The following is a 21,344-nucleotide window of genomic DNA, read 5'->3' on the forward strand; positions in this document are numbered from 1 at the left end:
GGGCATTGGTATGTTTAGTGCGTAACTTCTATGCTGTTGTTAACGGTGTATTGTGGTTTGCCATTGTTGGCTGCCTGTATGTTGGTAAAGGTTACTTTTTCTGCATCCTTGACAAGGATGGTAGCGTTTTCGGAAAGTTTAATGTTATTAAAGTAAACGTTTTTAAGGCGGTGAGCAGGATCTTTAAAGCCATTGATATTAATAGCGGCTTCTTTTTCGGATGCGGCTGACAGGTCAATGTTTTCAAATGTAAAATTGGAGTAGGTAGGCGTTTCAGGTGCAGGCTCGCCATCGTTGTTATAGTTCACTGCCGAAAACACGGTGATCTTTAATAGCTGACAGTTATTCACTGTTACGTTTTTTACATAACCGCCGCGGTCTTTTGTGCCTTTAATCTGCATGCCGTGTAATAACGCACCGGCCTGACAATCTTCTACCAGCACATCACTTACACCACCCGACATTTCGCTGCCAATAGAAATACCGTGTCCTCTTTTAAAGTTACAGTTGGTAACTCTTACATTTTTGGTAGGCTTGCCCACTATAAAGCCTTCGGGATTTTTACCGGATTTAATAGCGATGCAATCATCTCCTGTATCAAAGGTGCAATTGAAGATATAGCAGTCGGTAGATGAATCCGGATCAATGCCATCTCCGTTGTGAATGCCTTTGGTGATGATGTTGAGGTTGTGTGTGCTGATGTTGTTACTGTAGATGTAGTGAATGGTCCAGCTGGGTGGCTCGGTGATAGTAAGGTTAGAAATGCTTACATCCTGGCAGTTGATCAGGCATATTAGCCGTCCTCTGCTTCTGTTGCCGCTGGCTTTGGTCATGGCATTGCCCAGGCGTTGACCACCTCCCATAATAGTGCCACCACCGGTAATGCGTATGTTTTTTGCATTATAGCTGCCATCGCGGTTAAGCGTGCCCGCGTTAATAAGGCTGGCATAGGTTTTTAACTCCCATCCTTCAAAGCGGTTTAAAATCATGGGCAGGTATTCCTCTATGTTGCCGCTGCCTTTTAATACGCCGTCTTTTTCTATATACAGGGTCATATTGCTTTTTAAATGCAAGGCCCCGGAAATAAAAACACCTTTGGGTATATACACCGTGCCACCTGTTGTGCAGGCGTCTATCGCTGCCTGTATAGCGCGGGTGTTGGTTATGGCTGTATCGTCTTTAGCGCCATAATCCAGTATGTTATATACTTTGCCTTTGGCAGCTGTTGTAAAGCGCAGCGTGTTGCCGGAAGGTTTGTTGCTGCCGGGTGTGGTAAGCTTTATCTCCACTGTATAGGAAGTGTTGGGTTGCAGGTTGGTAAAGGTGTAGTTGCTGGCCTGTGTGGTGCCTTGTACTTTACCATTTAATAGTACCTGGTAGGTGCTGTTGCTTTGAGGAGACTGTTTGTTCCATAGCAGTGTGGCAGAAGTTTCGGATAAGCTTCCCGGGGCCAGTAAGGGGTTCCAGGCGCCAGCCGGTAAGGCATACAAATTGGTCAGGGCCGGAAGCAGTAACAATAACAGTACTAAGCATTTTTTCATATGGCGAAATGTTGAATAATAGCGCTAAAATACCAATCCCCGGCCAGTAAGTGTCCTGTGCTGTCCCGCTAAAGGGCATGTAAAAGGCCTGCTGTGCTGGCAGGCCTTTTAGTATATTTTATATTACCGGGGCAGGTTGTTCTTCTTCCAGGTAAGCGGGTATAAACTCGTCAATAGCCATTTTGTTATACAGGGACAGTAAGCAGCTGGCACCGCTGGCATCCGTATCCCAATACAGTTGGTGTGCTTTTAAGGAATACAGCGTTACATAATCTACCCACGAAAAGCGGCTTACATTGGCCAGCTCGTAATAGATGTTAGCAGGAAGAAGGTTTTTGTTGTTGAGAAAAGTATACTCTGCGGGCCCTTTGGTGTTGCCATGCCGGAAGTTGGACGACATGGAGTCGGAATTGGAATAGATGTTATACCACTTTTGCAATACCTGCGTCATGGTTTCGTCGCGATCTTTAAAATACTGGGTGTAGTAGTTGCTTAAAAACTCAAATGGGCAGCCTATAGTTACCAGTAGTTTTACTTTTTGCTGTATGCGTCTGCTAACAGTAGAGCCATAAGGGAACAATATGTCCATTCCTACTATAGTACCAAAGCTGTAAGTGTGTAAATGAATTTCGCTATCGGCATCTGTTTCGGCTATGTATTCTATAAGGCAATCCAGCGCACCGGTTATCTTTTGCCGTTTTTCGCCAATGCGCAGGTAGTAGTTGGCACAAACAAATTCAGTGGCCAATGCCGTCATTAAAGTGCGGTAGTTAGGTGCGAGCGTAAACACAAAAGTAGAAGCAGATATAATAACGGCTGATACGCGGGTTAGCCAGGTGGGTATATCCAGCAGGTGCGCGAATGAATTGCCTTTTTGTAGTTTGGCGGCTTCGGTAAGCATGCTTACGCAGGCAGGGATCAGTGACAGGCCAAACACAGAAATAAGCAGGAAAATGCAAAAGGCATAGAGGGATTGGATGCGCAGCCGCAGGTTGTAATTGCGCATTTCGCCCGGTACAAAAACACGCACCAGGGTTGTAGGCAGTACATTGATTACGGTTAAAAATACCAGCCACGATTTTTTGAGTACGTTACTGTTGGTAAAGTTTTCGGTAAGCAGGTTGGAATACTGGAAATCGTACATCACATATTCCGGTTTAGCGTTTTCGGGTGTGCCGGAATGAATGGTGACCTTGGTGGACCGGCAACCTTTCTGGTATTCGATGTTTTCTACTTTGGTAAAGAACCTGAGCGCCGGATCGGGTGCATTAAAGTTCATTTCATTCATCAGGCGTGTAGCATACTTAATCACGGATTCCTGGCGTAAAGACTCGCCCAGACCCGGAATGTAAATTCCTGTTTTCATAGCAAACTAATTAAGAGGTATGTAATTGGTTACAATCGTTATTGATCTGGGGAACTACAAAATACTCATTCCTGTTGGTTTTTACAATACCTGCCGGGTTAGTTTGCTTATATATTATTTATTCATAAGTGTTTCGTAGTCTAATCCCTTACGTAATGCCAGGCTTTTTAAGTCGTAATAGTAATTGAGTCCTGCAAGCCCGGTTCCGCTCGGGGCTGCCTGGGTTTCACCTATAATGCAGCCGTTATCCAATTGAAGGAAAGTGTCGCCGTGGCTAACCCGTGGATACCATATGATGTCTGTTATTTTCCTGTTTTTGATGTATCGGCGTGGTTTGTCGAATGTAATGACAGGAGTAGGAAGAGGTGGGGCGGTTTTAGCGGGGAAAAGCTTGTGCCAGAGGACGTGCAGGAATGTTGATTTTTGAACGGGCTGATGGTTTGGCGCTTTTACAGGTTGTATCATTTCATCGGTGATGTCGTAAATGACAGCTTCTGCTTTTGCTGGCAGGTGTGTTTTATGTAACTGGCTCCTATGTGTGTGAGGGAAGTGAATAACAGTATCGCCGTTCAGCTCTACGAAAATAGTAGCAGTATCTAATCCAAAATATTCGAGTTGAGTAATGGCGTGTATGCCATATATGTTAGTGATGGTTTTGCCGATTAAGTCGTGGGTTGTCATAACAGGTTATTGGGTTATAAAAAAGCCATCCTCAAATATAATGAAGATGGCTTTCTGGTATATGGTAGATACTAGCTGTTACGGAATTAAACCCCTGTTTTTCAACATGGGTTGTACATTGGGATCATGGCCGCGGAAATTGCGGAACATTACACCATAGTTCTCCGTATTGCCTTTAGACAGGATCATATCACGGAAGCGTTGACCGTTTTCGCGGGTTAAACCACCGTGTTCTTCAAACCAGGAATAGGCATCGTGTTCCAGCATGGAGGTCCAGGAGTAGGCGTAGTAACCGGCTGCGTAGCCATTGCTCCAGATGTGCAGGAAGTAGGAAGAACGGTAGCGTGGAGGAACCTGTGGTAAGTGCAGGTTGGTTTTATCCAGCGCGGTTGCTTCAAATTTGTCTACATCTGTAACTGCAGTGCCGGCAGTGATAGTATGCCATTGCATATCCAGTTCTGCTGCGGCCAGAGCTTCGGTTAAAGCATAACCCTGGTTAAAGCCGGCGGCCTTTTTAATCTTATCTTTTAAAGGCTGTGGCATAGCCGCGCCTGTTTGATAATGCACTGCATAGTGGTTGAATACTTTAGGATCAGATGCCCAATGCTCGTTAAACTGCGAAGGGAACTCAACATAGTCACGAGCTACACTGGTACCACTCAGGCTTACATATTTCTGGTTGGCAAAGAAGCCGTGCAGGGCGTGACCAAACTCATGGAACATAGTGGTTACATCATCAAAGCTGATGAGGGCTGGCTGTCCTGCTGCGGGTTTGGTAAAGTTGCACACGTTGTAAATAACGGGTTTGCTGCCCATCAGGTGCGATTGCTCTACCAGGTTGCTCATCCAGGCGCCGCCGTTTTTGTTGTCGCGTTTAAAGTAATCGCAGTAGAACAAACCTATCTGGCTGCCGTCTTTGTCCAATACATCAAATACGCGTACATCTTCCTGGTAAACAGGCAGGTCTTTACGCTCTTTAAAGCTAAGGCCATACAATTCGCTGGCGGCATAGAATACGCCGTTTTGCAGTACTTTATCTAATTCAAAATAAGGCTTGATTTCATTTTCATCCAGGTCGTACTTGGCTTTACGTACCTGTTCTGCATAGTAGTCCCAATCCCACGGAGCCAGTGTGAAGCCGCCTTTTTGCTGATCTATAACGGCCTGTATTTCTGCTGCTTCCTGTTTGGATTTGGCAGTGGCGGCAGTAGTAAGATTGGCTAAGAAAGCAGTGACTGCTTTGGGCGTTTGTGCCATCTGGTCGTTCAGTTTCCAATCGGCATACGTGGCAAAGCCTAACAGTTTGGCCTGTTGTGCGCGTATTTCGGCCAGGCGAATGATCACCTTGCGGGTATCGTTAGAGTCGCTTTTCTCGGCCCTGTTCCAGGATGCTTCGAATAACTTCTGGCGGGTGGCACGGTTGGTTAAAAACTGCAGGTTGGGCTGCTGGGTGGTGTTTTGTAAAGAAAGCACCCATTTGTCGGCACCTTTATGGGCGGTGTCTTTAGCGGCGTCCAGTGTGCCTTGTGGCAGGCCGGCCAGTTCTTCTTTATTGCTTACTACCAGACTGCCATCTTTGGCTGCAGCCATTAACTGGTTGGTGAACTTAGCGGCTAAGGTGGCTTCTTCCTGGTTAAATGCCTTCAGCTTTTCTTTGTCGGCTTCGGCCAGTTTAGCGCCGGCCAGTTCAAACTTCTGATAGTAATATTCTACCAGTCTTTTTGATTCAGCATCCAGTTGCAGCGAATCGCGTTTAGCATAAATAGCGGCAACGCGGTTAAATAATTTGGTGTTGAGGTAAATAGCATCTGCGCTGGCGGCCAGTTTAGGGGCTATGTCTTCCTGTAACTGTTGCAGCAACGGGTTGGTGTTGGCACCGGTAAGCAGGTTGAATACATGGTTTACCCGGCTTAGCAGCTGCCCGCTTTTTTCTAATGCCACCAGGGTGTTTTCAAAATCGGGGGCGGCCGTGTTATCGGCTATCTGCTGCACTTCGGCCAGCTGTTGTTTAATGCCTTCTTCCAGGGCCGGTTTAAAATCGCTGTCTTTGATTTTGCTGAAATCGGGTGTACCAAAAGGCAGTTTGCTGGCTGTATAAAATGGATTGCCGGTTGCGGTGCTATCGCTGCTGCCATTGGCAGTAGACGTGCCACCGCCGCACGAGCTGGCTACTGTCATAAATACAATAGCGGGTAAATAAGTTAAACGCTTCATATCAATGTGTATATTTTAGCAGTATCCTGTTACGGATGTTGCATTTTTAGGCCCTTAAGGTAAGGATATATCCTGTTTATTACGATGAGGTGAGAATTGAGTATATGTGTAACGTAATTTTTTGCGTCGAATCGCAGTATTTTGTAAATACATTTCTCTATATTGTTAGTATAATTATGACCCCTAACCACGTTACCGTTCACTCCGATGGAATATGTATTTACCTCGTTATTGAGGTTAGAAATGCCCTGCTGCCTAAGATATTCTTATTGCTCTGTAATGCGCTGGCGCTGGGTGCTATTATAACCGTATGTGTGATGGGAGTGGCCATTGTTGGCCTGGTGGCGTTGTTGCTGGAAATGGTGCTGCTGAAATATACTTTATGGAATTTTTTTGGCCGGGAGCTGGTTACGGTAAATACCCGTGTACTCACTTACCAGCACGATTACGGGCTGTTTAAAACCAAGCTGGTTACCCATAAAGTAAACCGTATGCTGCATTGCCAGGCTTTTTCTACTATTAAAGAAAAAGAAGGCACCTGGCAGTACCTGCAATTTGGCAGCTACGACGAAAACGATTTGCCCAGCCTTTTATACCAGGTATCGCTTCCGGTGGAGGAGAAGGATACTTTGCTGATTCAGCAGCTGATTGACAAGCTGTATGTTACCCGGCTGGCAGAAGAGCAAATGATATCTGTATTGCATTTGAACTGATCATAGTTCTTTTTTCGTGAACACTTTGTTTTTAAACTGCTTCCATAGCTGTGTATAGCTTTGGTGGTGGTTGTTGTCGATGGTATGCTGCCCGGTTGCTTCTTTAGTGGTGCGTGATGCGGCAAAGAACTGATCAATAGAAGCCTTATCGGCTTCGGTGGCGCTGGTTGCATAATGTTGTTGTAAAGCTTTTTCGCGTTCGGCTGCCAGTTCGGCTTTATACATGCCCAATGCGGTTTGCTGTGCTATCCTTTCTTCATATTCTCCTTTAGGTAATAATAGCTTGCTGAGTACCGGCATTACCTCAATTAAGGTAATGATCAATATCACCAACCGGTAACGTGTTTGCAGTGGCGGATGTTCGCTGATTAAATCGTTCAGGGCTTCTACCTGTGTCAAAAAACCATCAGTAAGTGTGGCTGCATACTCTGTTTCTTTCCGTTGGTTTTCGGTGGTGATAGACCGCAGTGAATCCTGTGCAGCAGATAGCTGTGGCTTTAGCTCCTGCTGCAGTTGGTTAAAGCCGGCTGCTGTTTTCTCATACTCATTCCTTTTCACACGTGCTACAGCTGCTTCTCCTATTTTGCCCGAGCCGCCGGTGCCATCGGTTTCTTTAATATAGCTATCCTTATAATACTGTACCTGCTCTTCACTGGCCTGTAGTCTTTTTTGTATGTTGGTGATCTCAGCCTGGTAGCGGGCTACCAAGGGGGCATTGAGTTCGGTTAGTTTTTGACGGTAAGTCTGTAGCTTCTTTTCTTTATTCAGGGCTATTTGTGTATTAATATCTTTTTTGAACAACATTAATATAATAGGCTGCGATAGAAACATGCCAATGGTGATGGCCAGCGCCAGGCGAAACACTACGGGTAGCCAACCCGTGCGTTGCCCGTTTTTACCCATAGCGGCAATGAGGTTACGGTCAATGGCCAGTACGGCAAAACCGAAAAACAGAGACAGCAAGGCTATCAGCCAGTCGTCACTGATAACGGTAGAGAAAAAATAGCCCCATGCCAGGGTGGCAAACAGCCAGGTTACCAGCACCGATACACCTATGATACGGTAACGTTCTTTTTCGGGGCCACACTCTTTTATCGTGTCTGTGTCTACGGTGGCCAGCCACCATAAAAAGCGGGAAAAGCTATCCGGTTCGTCCTGTTTTACAGGCGCTTCTGCAGTTTTTTTTATTGTGTCCATAACGGGGAGAATTTGTGGCTTAGAATGGAGATACTAAGTTACCGGTAATGTTTGGGTGGGGGCTTACCGCTTATCCCCGCATACTGCCGGGTGTTTAGAAAAATGACGGCAGCGCAGGACCTGCCGTTTTTCTGTTGTGCAGGAGAATAGTAATTTTACCGTATGGCAGAAGATTTAAAAGTAGCTACAGGAGAGAAAGCGGAACAGTATCGCGAACTGATACCACAGATTAAGGGCGTGATAACCGGCGAGCCTGACCTGGTGGCCAACCTGGCGAATGTAGTGGCCGCTTTAAAAGAGCAGTTTAAATGGTTTTGGGTAGGATTTTACCTGGTAAAAGATAAGGAGCTGGTTCTGGCACCCTTTCAGGGGCCTATTGCGTGTACACGTATTGCTTTTGGACGTGGTGTGTGTGGTGCGGCATGGAAAGAAGCTAAAACGCTGATTGTGCCGGATGTAGAAAAATTTCCGGGACATATTGCCTGTAGCAGTCTTTCGCGGTCGGAAATAGTGGTGCCCATTATCCGCAACGGTGACGTGATAGGTGTGTTGGATGTAGACAGCGAACAGCTGGATCATTTTGATACTACCGACCAGCAATACCTGGAAGAAATTATAGCTGCTATTGAGTTTTAAGCAGTTGGGGCATTTATTGCCCCCATGCCGTAATCACAAGATTTCTTTCTCCGCCCTCATTGCGGTGTTCGCATAAATAAATGCCTTGCCAGGTGCCCAGTGCTAACCTGCCATTGCGCACCGGAATGGTAACAGCGCTGCCCAACAGGGCGGCTTTTAAATGCGCAGGCATATCATCCGGCCCTTCATCGGTGTGCAGGTATTGCGGGTCGTTTTCTCGCACCGTTTTGTTGAAGAACATTTCAAAATCTTTTCTTACCGTAGGATCGGCATTTTCATTGATGGTGAGCGCTGCAGAGGTATGCTGAATAAATACCTGGCACATGCCTTCCTTTAATTCCCGTAATTGTGGTAATGCCTGCACTACTTCCTGTGTAATCAAGTGAAATCCGCGTTTTCTTTCCTGCAGGCGAATGGCTTGTTGGTATAGTTTCATGTACTGCCTTTTTACAGCACAATACTACGTTTTAAATGGAAAACGGTTAAGGGTGTTGCGCTGCTATGGGCAATAAAAAACCGTCTCATGTTATATGAGACGGTTGTGTTTATAAGGCGCCAGCCGTGGTTGCTTTGGCTGCAATAGCAGCCGGAACCGGCTGGTAGCACAGGAAGGTAATAGATGCGGAAGCCCGGCCGCTGGACAGCGTGCGAAGTGTGGTAACATAACCAAACAACTCGCTAAGCGGAACGGTGGCTTTTATGATCTGCATGTTGTTTTTAGCTTCCATGCCTTTGATAATGCCCCTGCGCCTGTTAAGATCACCGGTGAGAGTACCTGTATACTCTTCCGGAGTGTTCACTTCCACGCTCATGCAAGGTTCCAGCAACCTGGGGGCTGCTTTGGCGGCTGCATGGCGGAAGCCCAGTATAGCGGCCTGTTCAAAATCAAGCGCATGTGAGTCGTTGTCGTGAATGCTGCCATCCAGTAAGCGCACACGCATGCTTTGCAACGGATATCCTGCCAGTACACCTGACTGCATGGCTTCTTCAAATCCTTTCTTTACAGAAGGAATGAATTCTTTAGGGATAGCGCCACCTTTGATTTCATTCACAAACTCAAGCCCCGGCTGTTCATCTTCCCGTGGTGACAGCTCAAAGCTGATGTCGGCAAAATTGCCGGAACCGCCATTCTGCTTTTTGTACACCTCTTTATGCGCTACTGCCTGGGTAAACGTTTCCTTATAGGCAATTTGCGGAGCGCCCTTGCGTATGGATAGCTGGTATTGTGTAGCCAGTTTTTCCAATACAACTTCCAGGTGCAGCTCGCCCATGCCTTTGAGTATGGTTTGACCCGATGCGGTATCCGCTTCTACACGCAGGGTAGGATCTTCCTCAGTCAGTCTGGCTAAGGCTTCCCCCAGTTTACCTGCTTCTTTTGCAGTAGCTGCTTCAATGGCATACCCGATCATAGGTTCGGGGAAGCTGATCTTTTCCAGCAACACCGGATGTTCAGCGCCTGATAAGGTATCGCCTGTGCGTACCTCTTTCATACCTACTATCGCACCTATGTCACCTGCCGCAATCTGGTCGGTAGCTACCTGTTTGTTAGACATAATACGCAGCAGGCGGCTGATGCGTACCTTTTTACTGGTACGACTGTTCCATACCATATCACCTGTTTGCAGTGTGCCTGCATATACGCGCACCATAGTAAGCTTACCGGCATAGTCATCCACGGTTATTTTAAACGCCAATGCTGCCAACGCTGCTTGTTCGGTAGTAGCTATCTGAACCACCTGCTCAGTGGCTATATCTGTTCCGCTCACCTGTGTGATATCGGCAGGGGAAGGAAGATATAGCACGGCTGCATCCAGTAAGGGTTGCACGCCTTTGTTTTTATAAGCTGCACCTGCTAACACGGGCACTACCTGCATTTGAAGCGTTGCCTTGCGCAATGCCTGCTGTATAAGCGATGCGGTGATGGCTTCCGGGTTACTGGTCCAGGCTTCGAACAACGTTTCGTCATATACACAAAGCTCGTCCAGCAACAACGTGCGGGCTTCCATTGCAGCAGCTTGCATTTGTTCCGGAATGGAAGTGATAGTGTATTGCTTACCATCATCCCCCGTCCATATCATCGCCTGCATGTGAATAAGATCAACCACGCCGGTGAAGTCGTCTTCTGCACCTATAGGCAGTTGAATAGGTAAAGCATTGGCTTGCAATACCTGTTTTATTTCCTGCACCACACGGTGAAAATCCGCACCCTGCCGGTCCATTTTATTGATCATCACAATACGGGGCACCTGGTAGCGGTTGGCCTGGTGCCATACTGTTTCTGACTGTGGCTGCACGCCCGACTTAGCGCAGAATACAGCTACAGCGCCATCCAGCACACGTAACGAACGTTCTACTTCGGCAGTGAAATCGACGTGGCCGGGAGTGTCTATAATATTTACCTGGTAAGTGTCGCCAGCCTGTTGCCAATAGGTAGTAATAGCGGCAGACGAAATAGTGATGCCGCGCTTTTCTTCCTGCGGATCGCTATCCATTACCGTGTTGCCTTCATCTACACTGCCCAGTTTGTGGGTAATGCCGGTGTAGTACAGCATGCGTTCGGTAACGGTGGTTTTACCTGCATCTACGTGAGCCATGATTCCTATATTTCTAACAGAGGATAAACGTTTCATAATTGATTTTTTATAAGTAATAAAAAAGCCTTTCGTCGGGTAACGAAAGGCTTACTGCTATGGGCACTATGCACTAACATTACCGGACATGCCGTGTAAATACTTTTAAAATTGTTTTTAGTACCAGTGCCATTTTGCGGTAGGTGTTAAGATGTAATAAATAATAAAGTAGTGATGCGGTTAGGCGGGGAGACAAATAAAAAACCTCTTCACAGGGAAGAGGTAGCTGAATAATTTTCAGTGTATACTATAGTATTAGTAACCTCTTCTGAAGAGGAAGCTGTTTGCCTCCCCGTCTTGAATAAAGACAATGCAGGTGCTTGCAATTACTGCCCGGATGGTAGTAGCTGCATGAAACGCTGATTGATATGTGAAGCTGTTACGCACTTTTGATTGAGTTACGGGCGCAAATGTATAAAAAGAAGTTAAATAAGTTAAAGAAATGTGATAAAAGTTTTTGGTGGCCTGTATAGGTGTGGAAGTGTTGGCAACGTGTACAGTGTATAGAGCAGGCTCTGAATATAAAGGGAATAACTTTTGTAATAAGTTGCTATGGAAAACACTATCAAATGTATTTAACCCTGTATTTTCACGAAATCAATTCTACTGTTACAATGAAATTACATGCTCGCTTTCAATGGGTTATTGTTGCTTTTGCCGGAATGTTACACTGGGGCTGTTCGCACAATCCTTATGCAGCCACTAACAGCAATTATAAAACCCAGGTGAAGGCGCTAACCGCTACTGTACGTGACACACCTGCGCCGGATTCGGCACAGCCACCTGCTTACTGGGTGGGCACTGTTAACTTTAATCTGCGCAAGCCTAATTATGTAATTATACATCACACCGCCCAGGAGTCGTGCGAGAAAACGTTACAAACCTTTACCCTGGCTAAAAGCCAGGTGAGCGCCCATTATGTGATTTGTAAAGATGGCATGGTGCATCATATGCTGGACGATTATTTGCGGGCCTGGCATGCCGGTGTGGCGCAATGGGGTGGCAATACAGATATAAACAGCAGCAGTGTGGGGATTGAGATTGACAATAACGGAAAAGACAGCTTTACGGTGGCCCAGATAAATAGTTTGCTGCGTTTGCTGGGGCGTTTAAAGCGGGATTACAATATTCCTACCGCTCATTTTATTGGGCACGCCGATATTGCGCCGGGCCGGAAAGTAGATCCCAGCGGATTATTTCCCTGGCAGCAACTGGCTCAAAACGGTTACGGTTACTGGTATGATACCACTGCCGTGCAGGTGCCGGAAAGCTTCAATGCCTTGCAGGCACTGCGTATTATAGGGTATAATGTGAAGGATAGCGTGGCTGCGGTGCGTGCTTTTAAGCTGCATTTTGCCCCTGCCGACTCCACAGCGGTTATTTCGGACGAAAACAGGAAGATGATTTTTGACCTGGTACGGAAGTACGAATAAAGGTATTATGCGTAATTTCGGGCCTTAAATCAGGGGCATGTACGAGATTTGTTGTATTGGACATATTACATTAGACAAGGTAGTTACGGTTAAATCAGTAGTTCATATGGCGGGGGGAACCTCTTTTTATTTCTCCAACGCTATCAGGAACATGGATGTAAAGTATTCTTTGGTAACTGCGCTGGCCGAGGCGCAGATGAAAGAAGTGGAGATTTTACGGGGAAATGGTATTGAGGTAAAAGTATTTCCCAGCACCCACACCGTTTATTTCGAGAACAAATATTCCGAAAACCAGGACCATCGCACACAGCGGGTACTGCAAAAAGCCGATCCTTTTACGGCTGAGCAGGTTACCTCGGTAGATGCGGGTATTTTTCACCTGGGCGTTTTACTGGCAGATGATATTTCTATTGACGTAATTAAGGCGCTGGCGGCCAAAGGAAAGGTGTCGCTGGATGCGCAGGGCTACCTGCGTAAAGTGGAGAATGAAGAAGTACTGGCAGTAGACTGGGCCGAGAAACAGGAAGGCCTGAAATATGTATCTATTTTAAAAGCCAACGACCACGAAATGGCGGTATTGACCGGTTGCACCGATGTGAAGGAAGGGGCTCAGAAACTGTTTGACTGGGGTGTGAAAGAAGTGGTGATTACATTAGGAAGCCAGGGCTCGGTGGTGTACGACGGTACTACTTATCATATTATTCCCGCTTATGTACCTACGGCTGTAATTGATGCCACAGGTTGCGGTGATACGTATATGGCGGGTTATTTATACAAACGCGCCAAAGGGGCCACTATACAGGAAGCCGGTGAGTTTGCCGCTTCTATGGCCAGCATTAACATAGCCACCTCCGGACCCTTTACCGGAACTAAAGACGAAGTTTTAGCACATGCAGCAAAAGCTGAAAAGCAGATTCCGGTTATCTAAAACATACCTGTTATTAACAGTGCTGTTATTTTTAACAGAAGTGTACATTGGTAAATATGTACATGATGCTTTTGTGCGGCCTTATGTGGGCGACTTTTTAGTAGTGATATTATTATACTGCCTGGTGCAGAGTTTTATACAAATGCCTGTGAAACCATTGGCTGTGGGCGTGCTGTTATTTTCTTATGTAGTAGAAGTGCTGCAATACCTGAACATTGTAAAAGTGTTGGGGCTGGAAAATAACAGCATGGCCCGCATTATTATAGGAACGGCTTTTGCCTGGAGCGATATACTGGCCTACACCCTGGGCATATTGCTGGTGGTATGGATAGAAAAAATCGTTAACAACCGCACTACTTCAGCAGGTTAAACGACACCAGTATAATAGTAATGCTTACGCATATCAATGCAAGCAAAAAACAATAGTCTGCCACAGACTCCAGGGTTTTACTTTTCTTCTCTTTTTCAGAACGCATAGATAAAAAAGACAACAGGCAGCTGGCCATTAATAGCAAAGAGGCTACTCCGGTACTGTCATCTATTAATGTGGCATGGTTAAAGCGTGCTACCTTAATAGAGGTAAGTACAATTAAGCAAAACCCCAGCAGGTTAGTGCTGGTATTAAGGATATGCGGAGATTTATTGGGTACCGCCATAGCAGGAACGGAGTTTAGGCATTAAAGTTACTGCTGGTGGATGGTTGTTGCCCCTTTAAAACATATTAAACTTTGTTATAAGTGTATATGGTAGCAGATGTGTTATATCTGTTACCATATACACTTCTTTTATGTGGTAACATTGGCTTAACGGAATGTTTTTGTTCATAGAACAGACTATAATGAACAAAATGAACAGGCTGGAGTGCCTGAAATTCTCTTTTTTTACTAAAAATTACTACTTGTTAATTTTTTCTAATACTAGCGACTGCTTGCTAAACTATTTGCTTTTTTAATCTATTCAAGTAACACCCCATGAACACAATTAAAGTCGTTGGCATTACCCCTTTTGAGAAGCCTGATGTGCGCTTAGCGCTGGCTTTACAAGCTGCCGGTGCATTTTCCGTCATTCATATGGGCCGTAACAGGCAACAGGCGCAGGAGGCACTGCGGCAAATGAGCCAGCGTTGCACGGCAGGCTTTGGTGTTTGCTTTGCTACGGATGATTTATGTGATATGCCCTTGCCTGAGCAGGTGCAGCTAGTAGTGTTGCCTTATGGATGCCGGGCGCAAAAGTGGCCGGGTGTGCAGGTGTATTACCAGGTAGGTAGTATAGCGCAGGCAAAGGCAGCTGTGGCGGATGGTGCCGGTGGTCTGGTATTGAAAGGAAATGAAGCGGGTGGTAAAGTAAGTGATACTTCTTCTTTTATACTGTTACAGCAGGCAGTAAAAGAAATAAAAAATATTGAACTATGGGTACAGGGCGGGGTGGGAGTGCATACTTCTGCAGCCCTGGCAGCGGGCGGCGCTACCGGTGTGGTAGCGGATAGTCAGCTGGTACTGTTTGCTGAGTGCAGTGCGCCCAAAGAAATTAAACAGGCCTGTGAAAAGCTGGCGGGTAGCGAAACACGTGTGGTAGATGGCTTTAGAGTATTGGTGCGTCCCGACTCGCCTGCTATAGCAGAAGATGCCACACAGGCTGCGCTGGAGCCATACCTGGATACGCTTTCGTTACAAGCCGGCTTGCTGCCACTGGGGCAGGATGTGGCCATTGCTATAGATGTGTTTACACAATACCAACAGCTAAGCCGGTTTATATATGCCATACATGAAGCCGTGCGCGGGCATTTGAAGCAGGCCCGTGCATTGGAAGTGGTGACTGCGGGAAATGCGTTTTGTAAAGATTTGAATATTACTTTTCCTATTGCACAGGGGCCTATGACGCGTGTAAGTGATGTGCCTGCTTTTGCGGCGGCAGTGGCGCAGGCAGGAGCTTTGCCTTTTGTGGCCTTATCGCTATTGAAAGGCGAGAAAGCGCATGCGTTGATACGGGAAACCAAACAACTGGCGGGCCATCATACCTGGGGGGTAGGTATACTGGGTTTTGCGCCACCCGAACTGCGTGAGGAGCAGCTGGCTTATATTAAAGAAGAAAAACCGCCTGTGGTGTTAATAGCAGGTGGCAGACCCTCACAGGCAAAACCGCTGGAAGAGATAGGGATCAAAACATTCTTACATGTACCTTCTGCTGCTTTGCTGGATATGTTTATTAAAGATGGCGGTAAACGCTTTGTGTTTGAAGGCAGGGAGTGTGGCGGACATGTAGGGCCTTTATCCAGCCTGGTGCTTTGGGAGAAACAGATACATCGTTTATTGCAGGAAGAGAATGCAACAGCTTTTAGTGTGTTGTTTGCCGGTGGCATACACGACGCTTTATCTGCTGCCTGCATTGCAGTAATGGCGGCTCCATTGGCTGCACGGGGTGTAAAGGTGGGTGTGTTAATGGGCACGGCTTACTTGTATACAGAAGAAGCGGTGGCTACCGGTGCTATACTGGAACAGTTTCAGCAACAGGCAATGCAGCACCAGGAAACCATATTGCTGGAAACAGCGCCCGGGCATGAAACACGTTGCCTGGCCTCACCTTTTGCTGCTTATTTTGAAACAGAGAAACTGCGGTTGCAACAGGCAGGTACAGATAAGAAACTGATATGGGAGCAGCTGGAAAAACTGAATGTAGGCAGGCTGCGTATTGCTGCCAAAGGAATAGAAAGGCAGGGCGATGCGTTGGTGAACATTGCTACAGAGGAACAGTTGCAAACAGGCATGTATATGATAGGCCAGGTGGCTGCTTTACGCAGGGAAATTACTACACTGGCTGCTTTGCATACCCATGTGGCGGTAGAAAACAATACTTATCTGCAACAGGCTACTTTATATGATTTGCCGGAGCGTACTAAAAAAGCATTAGATGTTGCTATTATAGGTATGGCCTGTATCTATCCTGGCGCGAAGAATATAGAAGAGTTCTGGCGCAATATTATTACAGGAAAAGACAGCGTTACCGAAGTGCCGGATGAGCGCTGGAACAAAGCCTTATATTATAACCCGGATGTGCAGGATGGCAGCAAGTCGCATTCTAAATGGGGTGGCTTTATACCGGATATTGATTTTGATCCGGTGGCATTTGGTATACCGCCACAATCGTTGGCTGCTATTGATCCTACACAGTTGTTAAGTTTACTGGTGGCCAAACAGGCATTGGATGATGCGGGTTATGGTAACAGTAATGAAGGGAGGGAAAATGTTTCTGTTATCATTGGAGCAGAAGGGGGTAACGATCTGGCTAACAACTACTGCTTCCGCTCCTTGTTTACACAAATTTTCGGCCATATACCTGCGGCGCTGGATGAAGCGTTGCCTAAGCTTACAGAAGATTCTTTCCCGGGTATATTGGCTAACGTTATATCGGGTCGTATTACCAACCGGTTAAACCTGGGTGGACGTAACTACACCGTAGATGCGGCCTGTGCTTCTTCGATTGCAGCTATAGATCTGGCCTGCCAGGAATTGCTGCTGGAAAAATCAGATATGGTGATAGCCGGCGGGGCCGACCTGCACAACGGTATTAACGATTACCTGATGTTTTCCAGTACGCATGCCCTTTCGCGCAAAGGCCGTTGCAGCACCTTTGATGCAGGTGCTGATGGCATTGCATTAGGTGAAGGTGTGGCACTGGTGGTGTTGAAAAAATATGAAGCTGCGGTACAGGATGGTGATAAAATATATGCCGTAATAAAAGGGGTAGGCGGATCAAGCGATGGTAAAAGTCTGGGGCTGACTGCACCACGTAAATCGGGCCAGCAAAAAGCATTGGTAAGGGCTTATGAACAGGCGGGTATTTCGCCTGCTATGGTAGGCCTGGTAGAAGCACATGGCACTGGCACCGTGGTGGGTGATAAAACAGAACTGAGTGCCTTAACGGATCTGTTATTAAATGCCGGTGCGTTGCCTGCACAAACACACCTGGGATCTGTAAAAACGCAGATTGGACATACGAAGTGTGCAGCAGGTATGGCGGGATTGATTAAGGCCGCACTAGCCGTGTATCATGGTGTAAAACCACCTACCATTCATCTGCAAACGCCTAACAGTTATTATAACAGGCAAACGAGTCCGTTTGCTTTTCATACTACCGCAGGCATCTGGACAGAAGCTAACCGTATTGCGGGTGTCAGCGCATTTGGTTTTGGGGGAACGAATTTTCATGCGGTAATTACCAATGATAATGGTAAAGAAGCGGCTGAGCCTATAGCGGCTGCATGGCCTTGTGAGCTGGTTGTGTTTAGAGGGGATACCTATGAAGAAGCCAGAGAGCGCCTGGGTATAGTGAGAGCTATGCTGGAAAATAACGATACGCTGCGGTTACGGGATATTGCTTACAGCGCCTGGCGCTTGTATAACCAGCATCCTGTGCAGATAACTATTGTAGCGGAAAGCACAGAAGATCTGTTGCTGAAAATGAACCTGGCCGGATCGGGAGTAGAAACACAGGGTATATACATTACTAAAAAGCTGGAAGGCAAAGTTGCCTTTCTGTTTGCAGGGCAGGGCAGCCAGCGTATTAACATGGCGCGCGACCTGTTTGTGATGTTCCCGGCTATGCGCCGGTTGCTGGCAGATAAGCCTGCTTATCAACAGGTGCTTTTTCCTGACGCGGTATTTGATAACAACCTGCTGAAAGCACAGCAGGAACAAATGAAAGATACACGGCTGGCCCAGCCTTTATTGGGTGTAGTAGATTTGGCTATAGCTACCTTGTTGCGCCAATTGGGTATAGCACCTGATATGGTGGCAGGGCATAGTTATGGAGAATTGCCGGCTTTATGTTTTGCCGGTGCATTTGATGCGGCGCAACTGATACCATTAAGTGAGCAAAGGGCCAAAGCAATACTGGATGCGGTAGGAGAAGATAAAGGAGTGATGGTTGCGGTTAGTTGTGGTGAAGAAGAACTGGCGGCTATACTGGAAGCGAACAAAGAAGTATATGCGGTAAATCATAACTCACCACTGCAATGGGTGCTGGCTGGTAAAACGGCAGTGATGACCCAGTTACAGGAGAAGCTGAGAGAATTGAAAATATCTTTCCGGCAACTGGAAGTGGCCTGTGCTTTTCATAGTCCTCTACTGGAAAAATCAGCTGCATTGTATACAGCGGCTATTAAAGATGTAACCTTTAATGAATTGGCTATGCCGGTATGGAGCAACACTACGGCAGCATTATATCCTGTTGCGCCTGCTGCGGTGAAACAAAGACTGGCCGAGCATCTGGTGAAGCCGGTGCGCTTTTCGGAACAGGTACGTGCTATGTACGACAATGGCGCACGGTTGTTTATAGAAGTGGGGCCGGGTAAAGTGTTAACCGGTTTGGTGAAAGCCATCAACGGGGATAAGGAACAATTGTTATTACATACAGAAGATAAAGAAGCGTATGGTGTTACGCACCTGCTAACAGTGCTGGCTAAATATATGGCCAGTGGCAGAGAGGTGTTGATGGATGCATTGTTTGAAGGCAGAGGTGCCGTGCTGTTGAACCTGGAAGATGGCGACCAGTATAAACGAAAACCCACTGTTTGGCTGGTGAACGGGCAGATGGCGCGGCCTGTTACGGGTAGCTTGCCAGCGCACGGGGCTATGCCTATTATTACTCCTTTAGCGTTAACAACAGAAACGCCGGTACCCGTTGTTACGGGCAATGCACATACAGAGCAGTTGATACAAGATTACCTGGATAATGTGAAGTTGCTGGTGCAGGCGCAACGTGATGTGTTACTAGGCTACCTGGGGCAACAACCGCCTGCTAATGGAATGGCTGCTGTTAACCGCAGAGATAGCAAAGTGTCATCAGAACCTGTAGGTATACCAGGCACATCAGTAGCGGCTGTATCTGCTAAAGGGGCAGCGCCTGTTGTGGCTGCGCCGGCAGTGGCTATTACGTTAGATGTGCAAAGTGTGTTGATGCATGTGGTGAGTGATAAAACAGGTTATCCGCAGGAAATGCTGGGTATGGAAATGGACCTGGAAGCAGATCTGAGCATTGACTCCATTAAACGCATGGAAATTATAGGTGAGTTGAAAGTGCGTTTGGGTGGGTTTGGTGGAAACAATGGAGGTGATGATGCTATGCTGGAACAGCTGGCAGGTTTAAAAACATTAAGTGCGTTGGTAAACTGGATACAAGCGCATGCGGTAACAACTACGCTGCCTGTGGCGGTGCCTGGTATTACAGCAGTGGCAACGGGTGTGCAGCCTGCTGTGCGTTCGGAGCAGGAGCTTTGTGCTTTGTTGTTACAGATAGTAAGTGATAAAACAGGATATCCTCAGGAAATGCTGGGCATGGAAATGGACCTGGAAGCAGACCTGAGCATTGATTCTATCAAACGCATGGAAATTATTGGTGAGCTGAAAAACCGCCTGGGTAGTTTTGCACAAGCTGCCGATGAAGATGCGGTGATGGAACAGCTGGCCGCTATTAAGTCGTTACAGGGTTTAATGAGTTGGATTGCTGCCAATACAATGGTGCAGGAAGTGGTGGTGGAAACTGCTGCGAAATCACATAAGCCACGCCCTGTGGTGCAGCTGGCGCGGTTTCGTTTTGAACTGATCCCTGCTGCTTTAACGGTAAATAATCCACAGGAGCTAACAGGTAAGCGCTTTGCGGTAACGGAAGACGGAGGGTTAATAGCGCCTTGTGTGAAGCAGTTATTTGAAGCACATGGTGCGGTAGTGGATATTATTCCTAAAACCATAGAATCGCTGGAAGGTTACCAGGGGTTGATTATACTGGACACTTTTGCTTCGCTGCAAAAGCCGGGCATACTGGATGCTTTTGCCATGTTTAAAAAGGTGGATCCGCAAAAGATGAAATGGGTGTATGCCGTTTCTGATATGGGCACAGGCCTGGACGAGGTATCTGATATAACCGTGCTGCGGAACATACAAGGATATACGGGCTTTTTAAAAAGCCTGGATAAGGAATGGGAGCATACCAGGTGTCGCCACGTAAGCATTGCTACGCCATTGCCGGCGAGTAAAGTAGCTGCTATTACACTGGAAGAAATTTTACATACAGATGCCGCGGCGGATGTTATTTATGAACAGGGAGAGAGAAAAACATATGAACCGGTATCGGCCAGCTATGCAGCCGGTGAGGTGGCTGGCATTACCTTGAACAAAGAGTCGGTAGTGTTGGTGCTGGGTGGTGCGCAGGGCATTACGGCAGAGTTGATGGTGCGTTTTTCATCCGAGTTTCCTTGTCATTTTATATTGGTAGGCCGCTCGCCTTATCAGCCCGGCGCGCAGGATGCGAAGCTGTATGCTTTGAAAACAAAAGAAGAGATAAAGAAATACCTTTTACAACATGGCCTGGGCAGCACGCCTGCTGAAATTGAAAAGCGTGCCCAGGTAATATATAAACAAAACCAGGTGCATGCCACTGTTTCCGCCCTGGAAAACAATGGTAGCACTGTAGCCTATCATGCTTTAGATATACGGGATGAAGCGCAACTGGGCAGCTTTATTCAGCAGGTATATACACAATATGGCCGGCTGGATGGGGTGGTGCATGGAGCAGGCTTGCTGGAAGATAAACTGTTTAACCACAAAACCACTGAGTCGTTTGAAAGGGTGTTTGCTACCAAGGTAACGCCTGTGCGAGTGCTTGCTGAGCAGTTGCAACCCGATGTGCAGTTTGTGATACTGTTTTCGAGCGTGGCCTCGGTATATGGCAATAAAGGTCAAACGGATTATGCGGCTGCCAACAGTGTGATGGATAAATATGCCAAACAGTTAAAGCGTAAGTTAAAAGGAAAGGTAACAGTGATTAACTGGGGGCCGTGGAAAGGCACCGGCATGGTTACACCTACACTGGAAAAAGAATATGAACGCCGTGGCATATCTATGATTCCTTTAGCAGAGGGTATGGAAATGTTTATGGATGAGGTGAAGTATGGTGTAGAAAACCAGGTGCTGATAATGGCGTAAGCGCTGCTATTCCTTTCTTATTAATT

General features: G+C 46.8%; 14 protein-coding genes. 6 read left to right on the plus strand and 8 right to left on the minus strand.

Translation table 11 applies throughout. From position 1 onward, the window contains the following. Window positions 1-14 precede the first annotated feature (14 nt). The 4 genes from FLA_RS00380 to dcp all read right to left on the minus strand — a co-directional run bounded on the left by FLA_RS00380 (window position 15) and on the right by dcp (window position 5,802). Entirely contained in the window at window positions 15-1,541 is a 1,527-nt protein-coding gene (locus FLA_RS00380; RefSeq protein WP_084206248.1) for a glycosyl hydrolase family 28 protein, read from the minus strand. A 118-nt stretch (window positions 1,542-1,659) separates the two neighbouring features. Next, entirely contained in the window at window positions 1,660-2,907 is a 1,248-nt protein-coding gene (locus FLA_RS00385) for a hypothetical protein (RefSeq protein WP_076379517.1), read from the minus strand. A 114-nt stretch (window positions 2,908-3,021) separates the two neighbouring features. After that, entirely contained in the window at window positions 3,022-3,588 is a 567-nt protein-coding gene (locus FLA_RS00390; protein WP_076379516.1) for a hypothetical protein, read from the minus strand. A 78-nt stretch (window positions 3,589-3,666) separates the two neighbouring features. Continuing rightward, window positions 3,667-5,802, minus strand: coding sequence for a peptidyl-dipeptidase Dcp (gene dcp / locus FLA_RS00395; RefSeq protein ID WP_076379515.1), 2,136 nt, complete (start codon window positions 5,800-5,802; stop codon window positions 3,667-3,669). A 176-nt stretch (window positions 5,803-5,978) separates the two neighbouring features. Between dcp and FLA_RS00400 the strand changes: the two genes are divergently transcribed. Then, window positions 5,979-6,515 carry a hypothetical protein gene (locus FLA_RS00400; RefSeq protein WP_076379514.1) on the plus strand — a complete coding sequence of 179 codons (537 nt, stop codon included), beginning with the start codon at window positions 5,979-5,981 and terminating at the stop codon, window positions 6,513-6,515. On the opposite strand, the gene FLA_RS00405 is transcribed toward FLA_RS00400, so the two are convergent. Next, on the minus strand, window positions 6,516-7,712 hold the full coding sequence (locus FLA_RS00405) for a DUF4407 domain-containing protein (protein ID WP_076379513.1): 1,197 nt from the start codon (window positions 7,710-7,712) through the stop codon (window positions 6,516-6,518). It lies immediately after the preceding gene. 162 nt (window positions 7,713-7,874) lie between these two features. Between FLA_RS00405 and FLA_RS00410 the strand changes: the two genes are divergently transcribed. Then, window positions 7,875-8,348 carry a GAF domain-containing protein gene (locus FLA_RS00410; RefSeq protein WP_076379512.1) on the plus strand — a complete coding sequence of 158 codons (474 nt, stop codon included), beginning with the start codon at window positions 7,875-7,877 and terminating at the stop codon, window positions 8,346-8,348. Window positions 8,349-8,361: 13 nt separating this feature from the next. Here the strand turns inward: FLA_RS00410 and FLA_RS00415 are convergent, their stop codons facing one another. Continuing rightward, a complete protein-coding gene (locus tag FLA_RS00415; protein ID WP_076379511.1) occupies window positions 8,362-8,784 on the minus strand; it encodes a secondary thiamine-phosphate synthase enzyme YjbQ in 423 nt (140 codons plus the stop codon). 109 nt (window positions 8,785-8,893) lie between these two features. Beyond that, a complete protein-coding gene (gene fusA / locus FLA_RS00420) occupies window positions 8,894-10,978 on the minus strand; it encodes an elongation factor G (RefSeq protein WP_076379510.1) in 2,085 nt (694 codons plus the stop codon). 614 nt (window positions 10,979-11,592) lie between these two features. On the opposite strand from fusA, the gene FLA_RS00425 reads away from it, so the two are divergent. The 3 genes from FLA_RS00425 to FLA_RS00435 are packed head-to-tail and all read left to right on the plus strand — an operon-like array spanning window position 11,593 to window position 13,709. Beyond that, the gene (locus FLA_RS00425) at window positions 11,593-12,411 is read left to right on the plus strand and encodes an N-acetylmuramoyl-L-alanine amidase (protein ID WP_076379816.1); all 819 of its coding nucleotides are present in this window, start codon (window positions 11,593-11,595) and stop codon (window positions 12,409-12,411) included. A gap of 37 nt (window positions 12,412-12,448) precedes the next feature. Beyond that, the gene (locus FLA_RS00430; RefSeq protein WP_076379509.1) at window positions 12,449-13,339 is read left to right on the plus strand and encodes a PfkB family carbohydrate kinase; all 891 of its coding nucleotides are present in this window, start codon (window positions 12,449-12,451) and stop codon (window positions 13,337-13,339) included. Next, the gene (locus FLA_RS00435; RefSeq protein WP_076379508.1) at window positions 13,302-13,709 is read left to right on the plus strand and encodes a ribosomal maturation YjgA family protein; all 408 of its coding nucleotides are present in this window, start codon (window positions 13,302-13,304) and stop codon (window positions 13,707-13,709) included. The genes FLA_RS00430 and FLA_RS00435 overlap by 38 nt, the downstream gene beginning before the upstream one ends. Here FLA_RS00435 and FLA_RS00440 read toward each other — a convergent pair. Beyond that, window positions 13,693-13,995: a hypothetical protein gene (locus tag FLA_RS00440; protein ID WP_076379507.1), complete on the minus strand. Its 303-nt coding sequence runs from the start codon at window positions 13,993-13,995 to the stop codon at window positions 13,693-13,695. The two genes, FLA_RS00435 and FLA_RS00440, sit on opposite strands and share 17 nt — an antisense overlap. Window positions 13,996-14,310: 315 nt before the next feature. Here FLA_RS00440 and FLA_RS00445 point away from each other — a divergent pair, with 315 nt between their 5' ends. After that, window positions 14,311-21,318 carry a type I polyketide synthase gene (locus FLA_RS00445; protein WP_076379506.1) on the plus strand — a complete coding sequence of 2,336 codons (7,008 nt, stop codon included), beginning with the start codon at window positions 14,311-14,313 and terminating at the stop codon, window positions 21,316-21,318. The last annotated feature ends 26 nt before the right edge of the window (window positions 21,319-21,344 follow it).

This window comes from Filimonas lacunae (assembly GCF_002355595.1).
GTDB lineage: Bacteria > Bacteroidota > Bacteroidia > Chitinophagales > Chitinophagaceae > Filimonas > Filimonas lacunae.

Bases quoted from the DNA above. Each gene is read 5' to 3' on its own strand.
- FLA_RS00380 (WP_084206248.1), bottom strand. From the start codon at position 1,541: ATGAAAAAATGCTTAGTACTGTTATTGTTACTGCTTCCGGCCCTGACC.
- FLA_RS00385 (WP_076379517.1), bottom strand. From the start codon at position 2,907: ATGAAAACAGGAATTTACATTCCGGGTCTGGGCGAGTCTTTACGCCAG.
- FLA_RS00390 (WP_076379516.1), bottom strand. From the start codon at position 3,588: ATGACAACCCACGACTTAATCGGCAAAACCATCACTAACATATATGGC.
- dcp (WP_076379515.1), bottom strand. From the start codon at position 5,802: ATGAAGCGTTTAACTTATTTACCCGCTATTGTATTTATGACAGTAGCC.
- FLA_RS00400 (WP_076379514.1), top strand. From the start codon at position 5,979: ATGACCCCTAACCACGTTACCGTTCACTCCGATGGAATATGTATTTAC.
- FLA_RS00405 (WP_076379513.1), bottom strand. From the start codon at position 7,712: ATGGACACAATAAAAAAAACTGCAGAAGCGCCTGTAAAACAGGACGAA.
- FLA_RS00410 (WP_076379512.1), top strand. From the start codon at position 7,875: ATGGCAGAAGATTTAAAAGTAGCTACAGGAGAGAAAGCGGAACAGTAT.
- FLA_RS00415 (WP_076379511.1), bottom strand. From the start codon at position 8,784: ATGAAACTATACCAACAAGCCATTCGCCTGCAGGAAAGAAAACGCGGA.
- fusA (WP_076379510.1), bottom strand. From the start codon at position 10,978: ATGAAACGTTTATCCTCTGTTAGAAATATAGGAATCATGGCTCACGTA.
- FLA_RS00425 (WP_076379816.1), top strand. From the start codon at position 11,593: ATGAAATTACATGCTCGCTTTCAATGGGTTATTGTTGCTTTTGCCGGA.
- FLA_RS00430 (WP_076379509.1), top strand. From the start codon at position 12,449: ATGTACGAGATTTGTTGTATTGGACATATTACATTAGACAAGGTAGTT.
- FLA_RS00435 (WP_076379508.1), top strand. From the start codon at position 13,302: ATGCAGCAAAAGCTGAAAAGCAGATTCCGGTTATCTAAAACATACCTG.
- FLA_RS00440 (WP_076379507.1), bottom strand. From the start codon at position 13,995: ATGGCGGTACCCAATAAATCTCCGCATATCCTTAATACCAGCACTAAC.
- FLA_RS00445 (WP_076379506.1), top strand. From the start codon at position 14,311: ATGAACACAATTAAAGTCGTTGGCATTACCCCTTTTGAGAAGCCTGAT.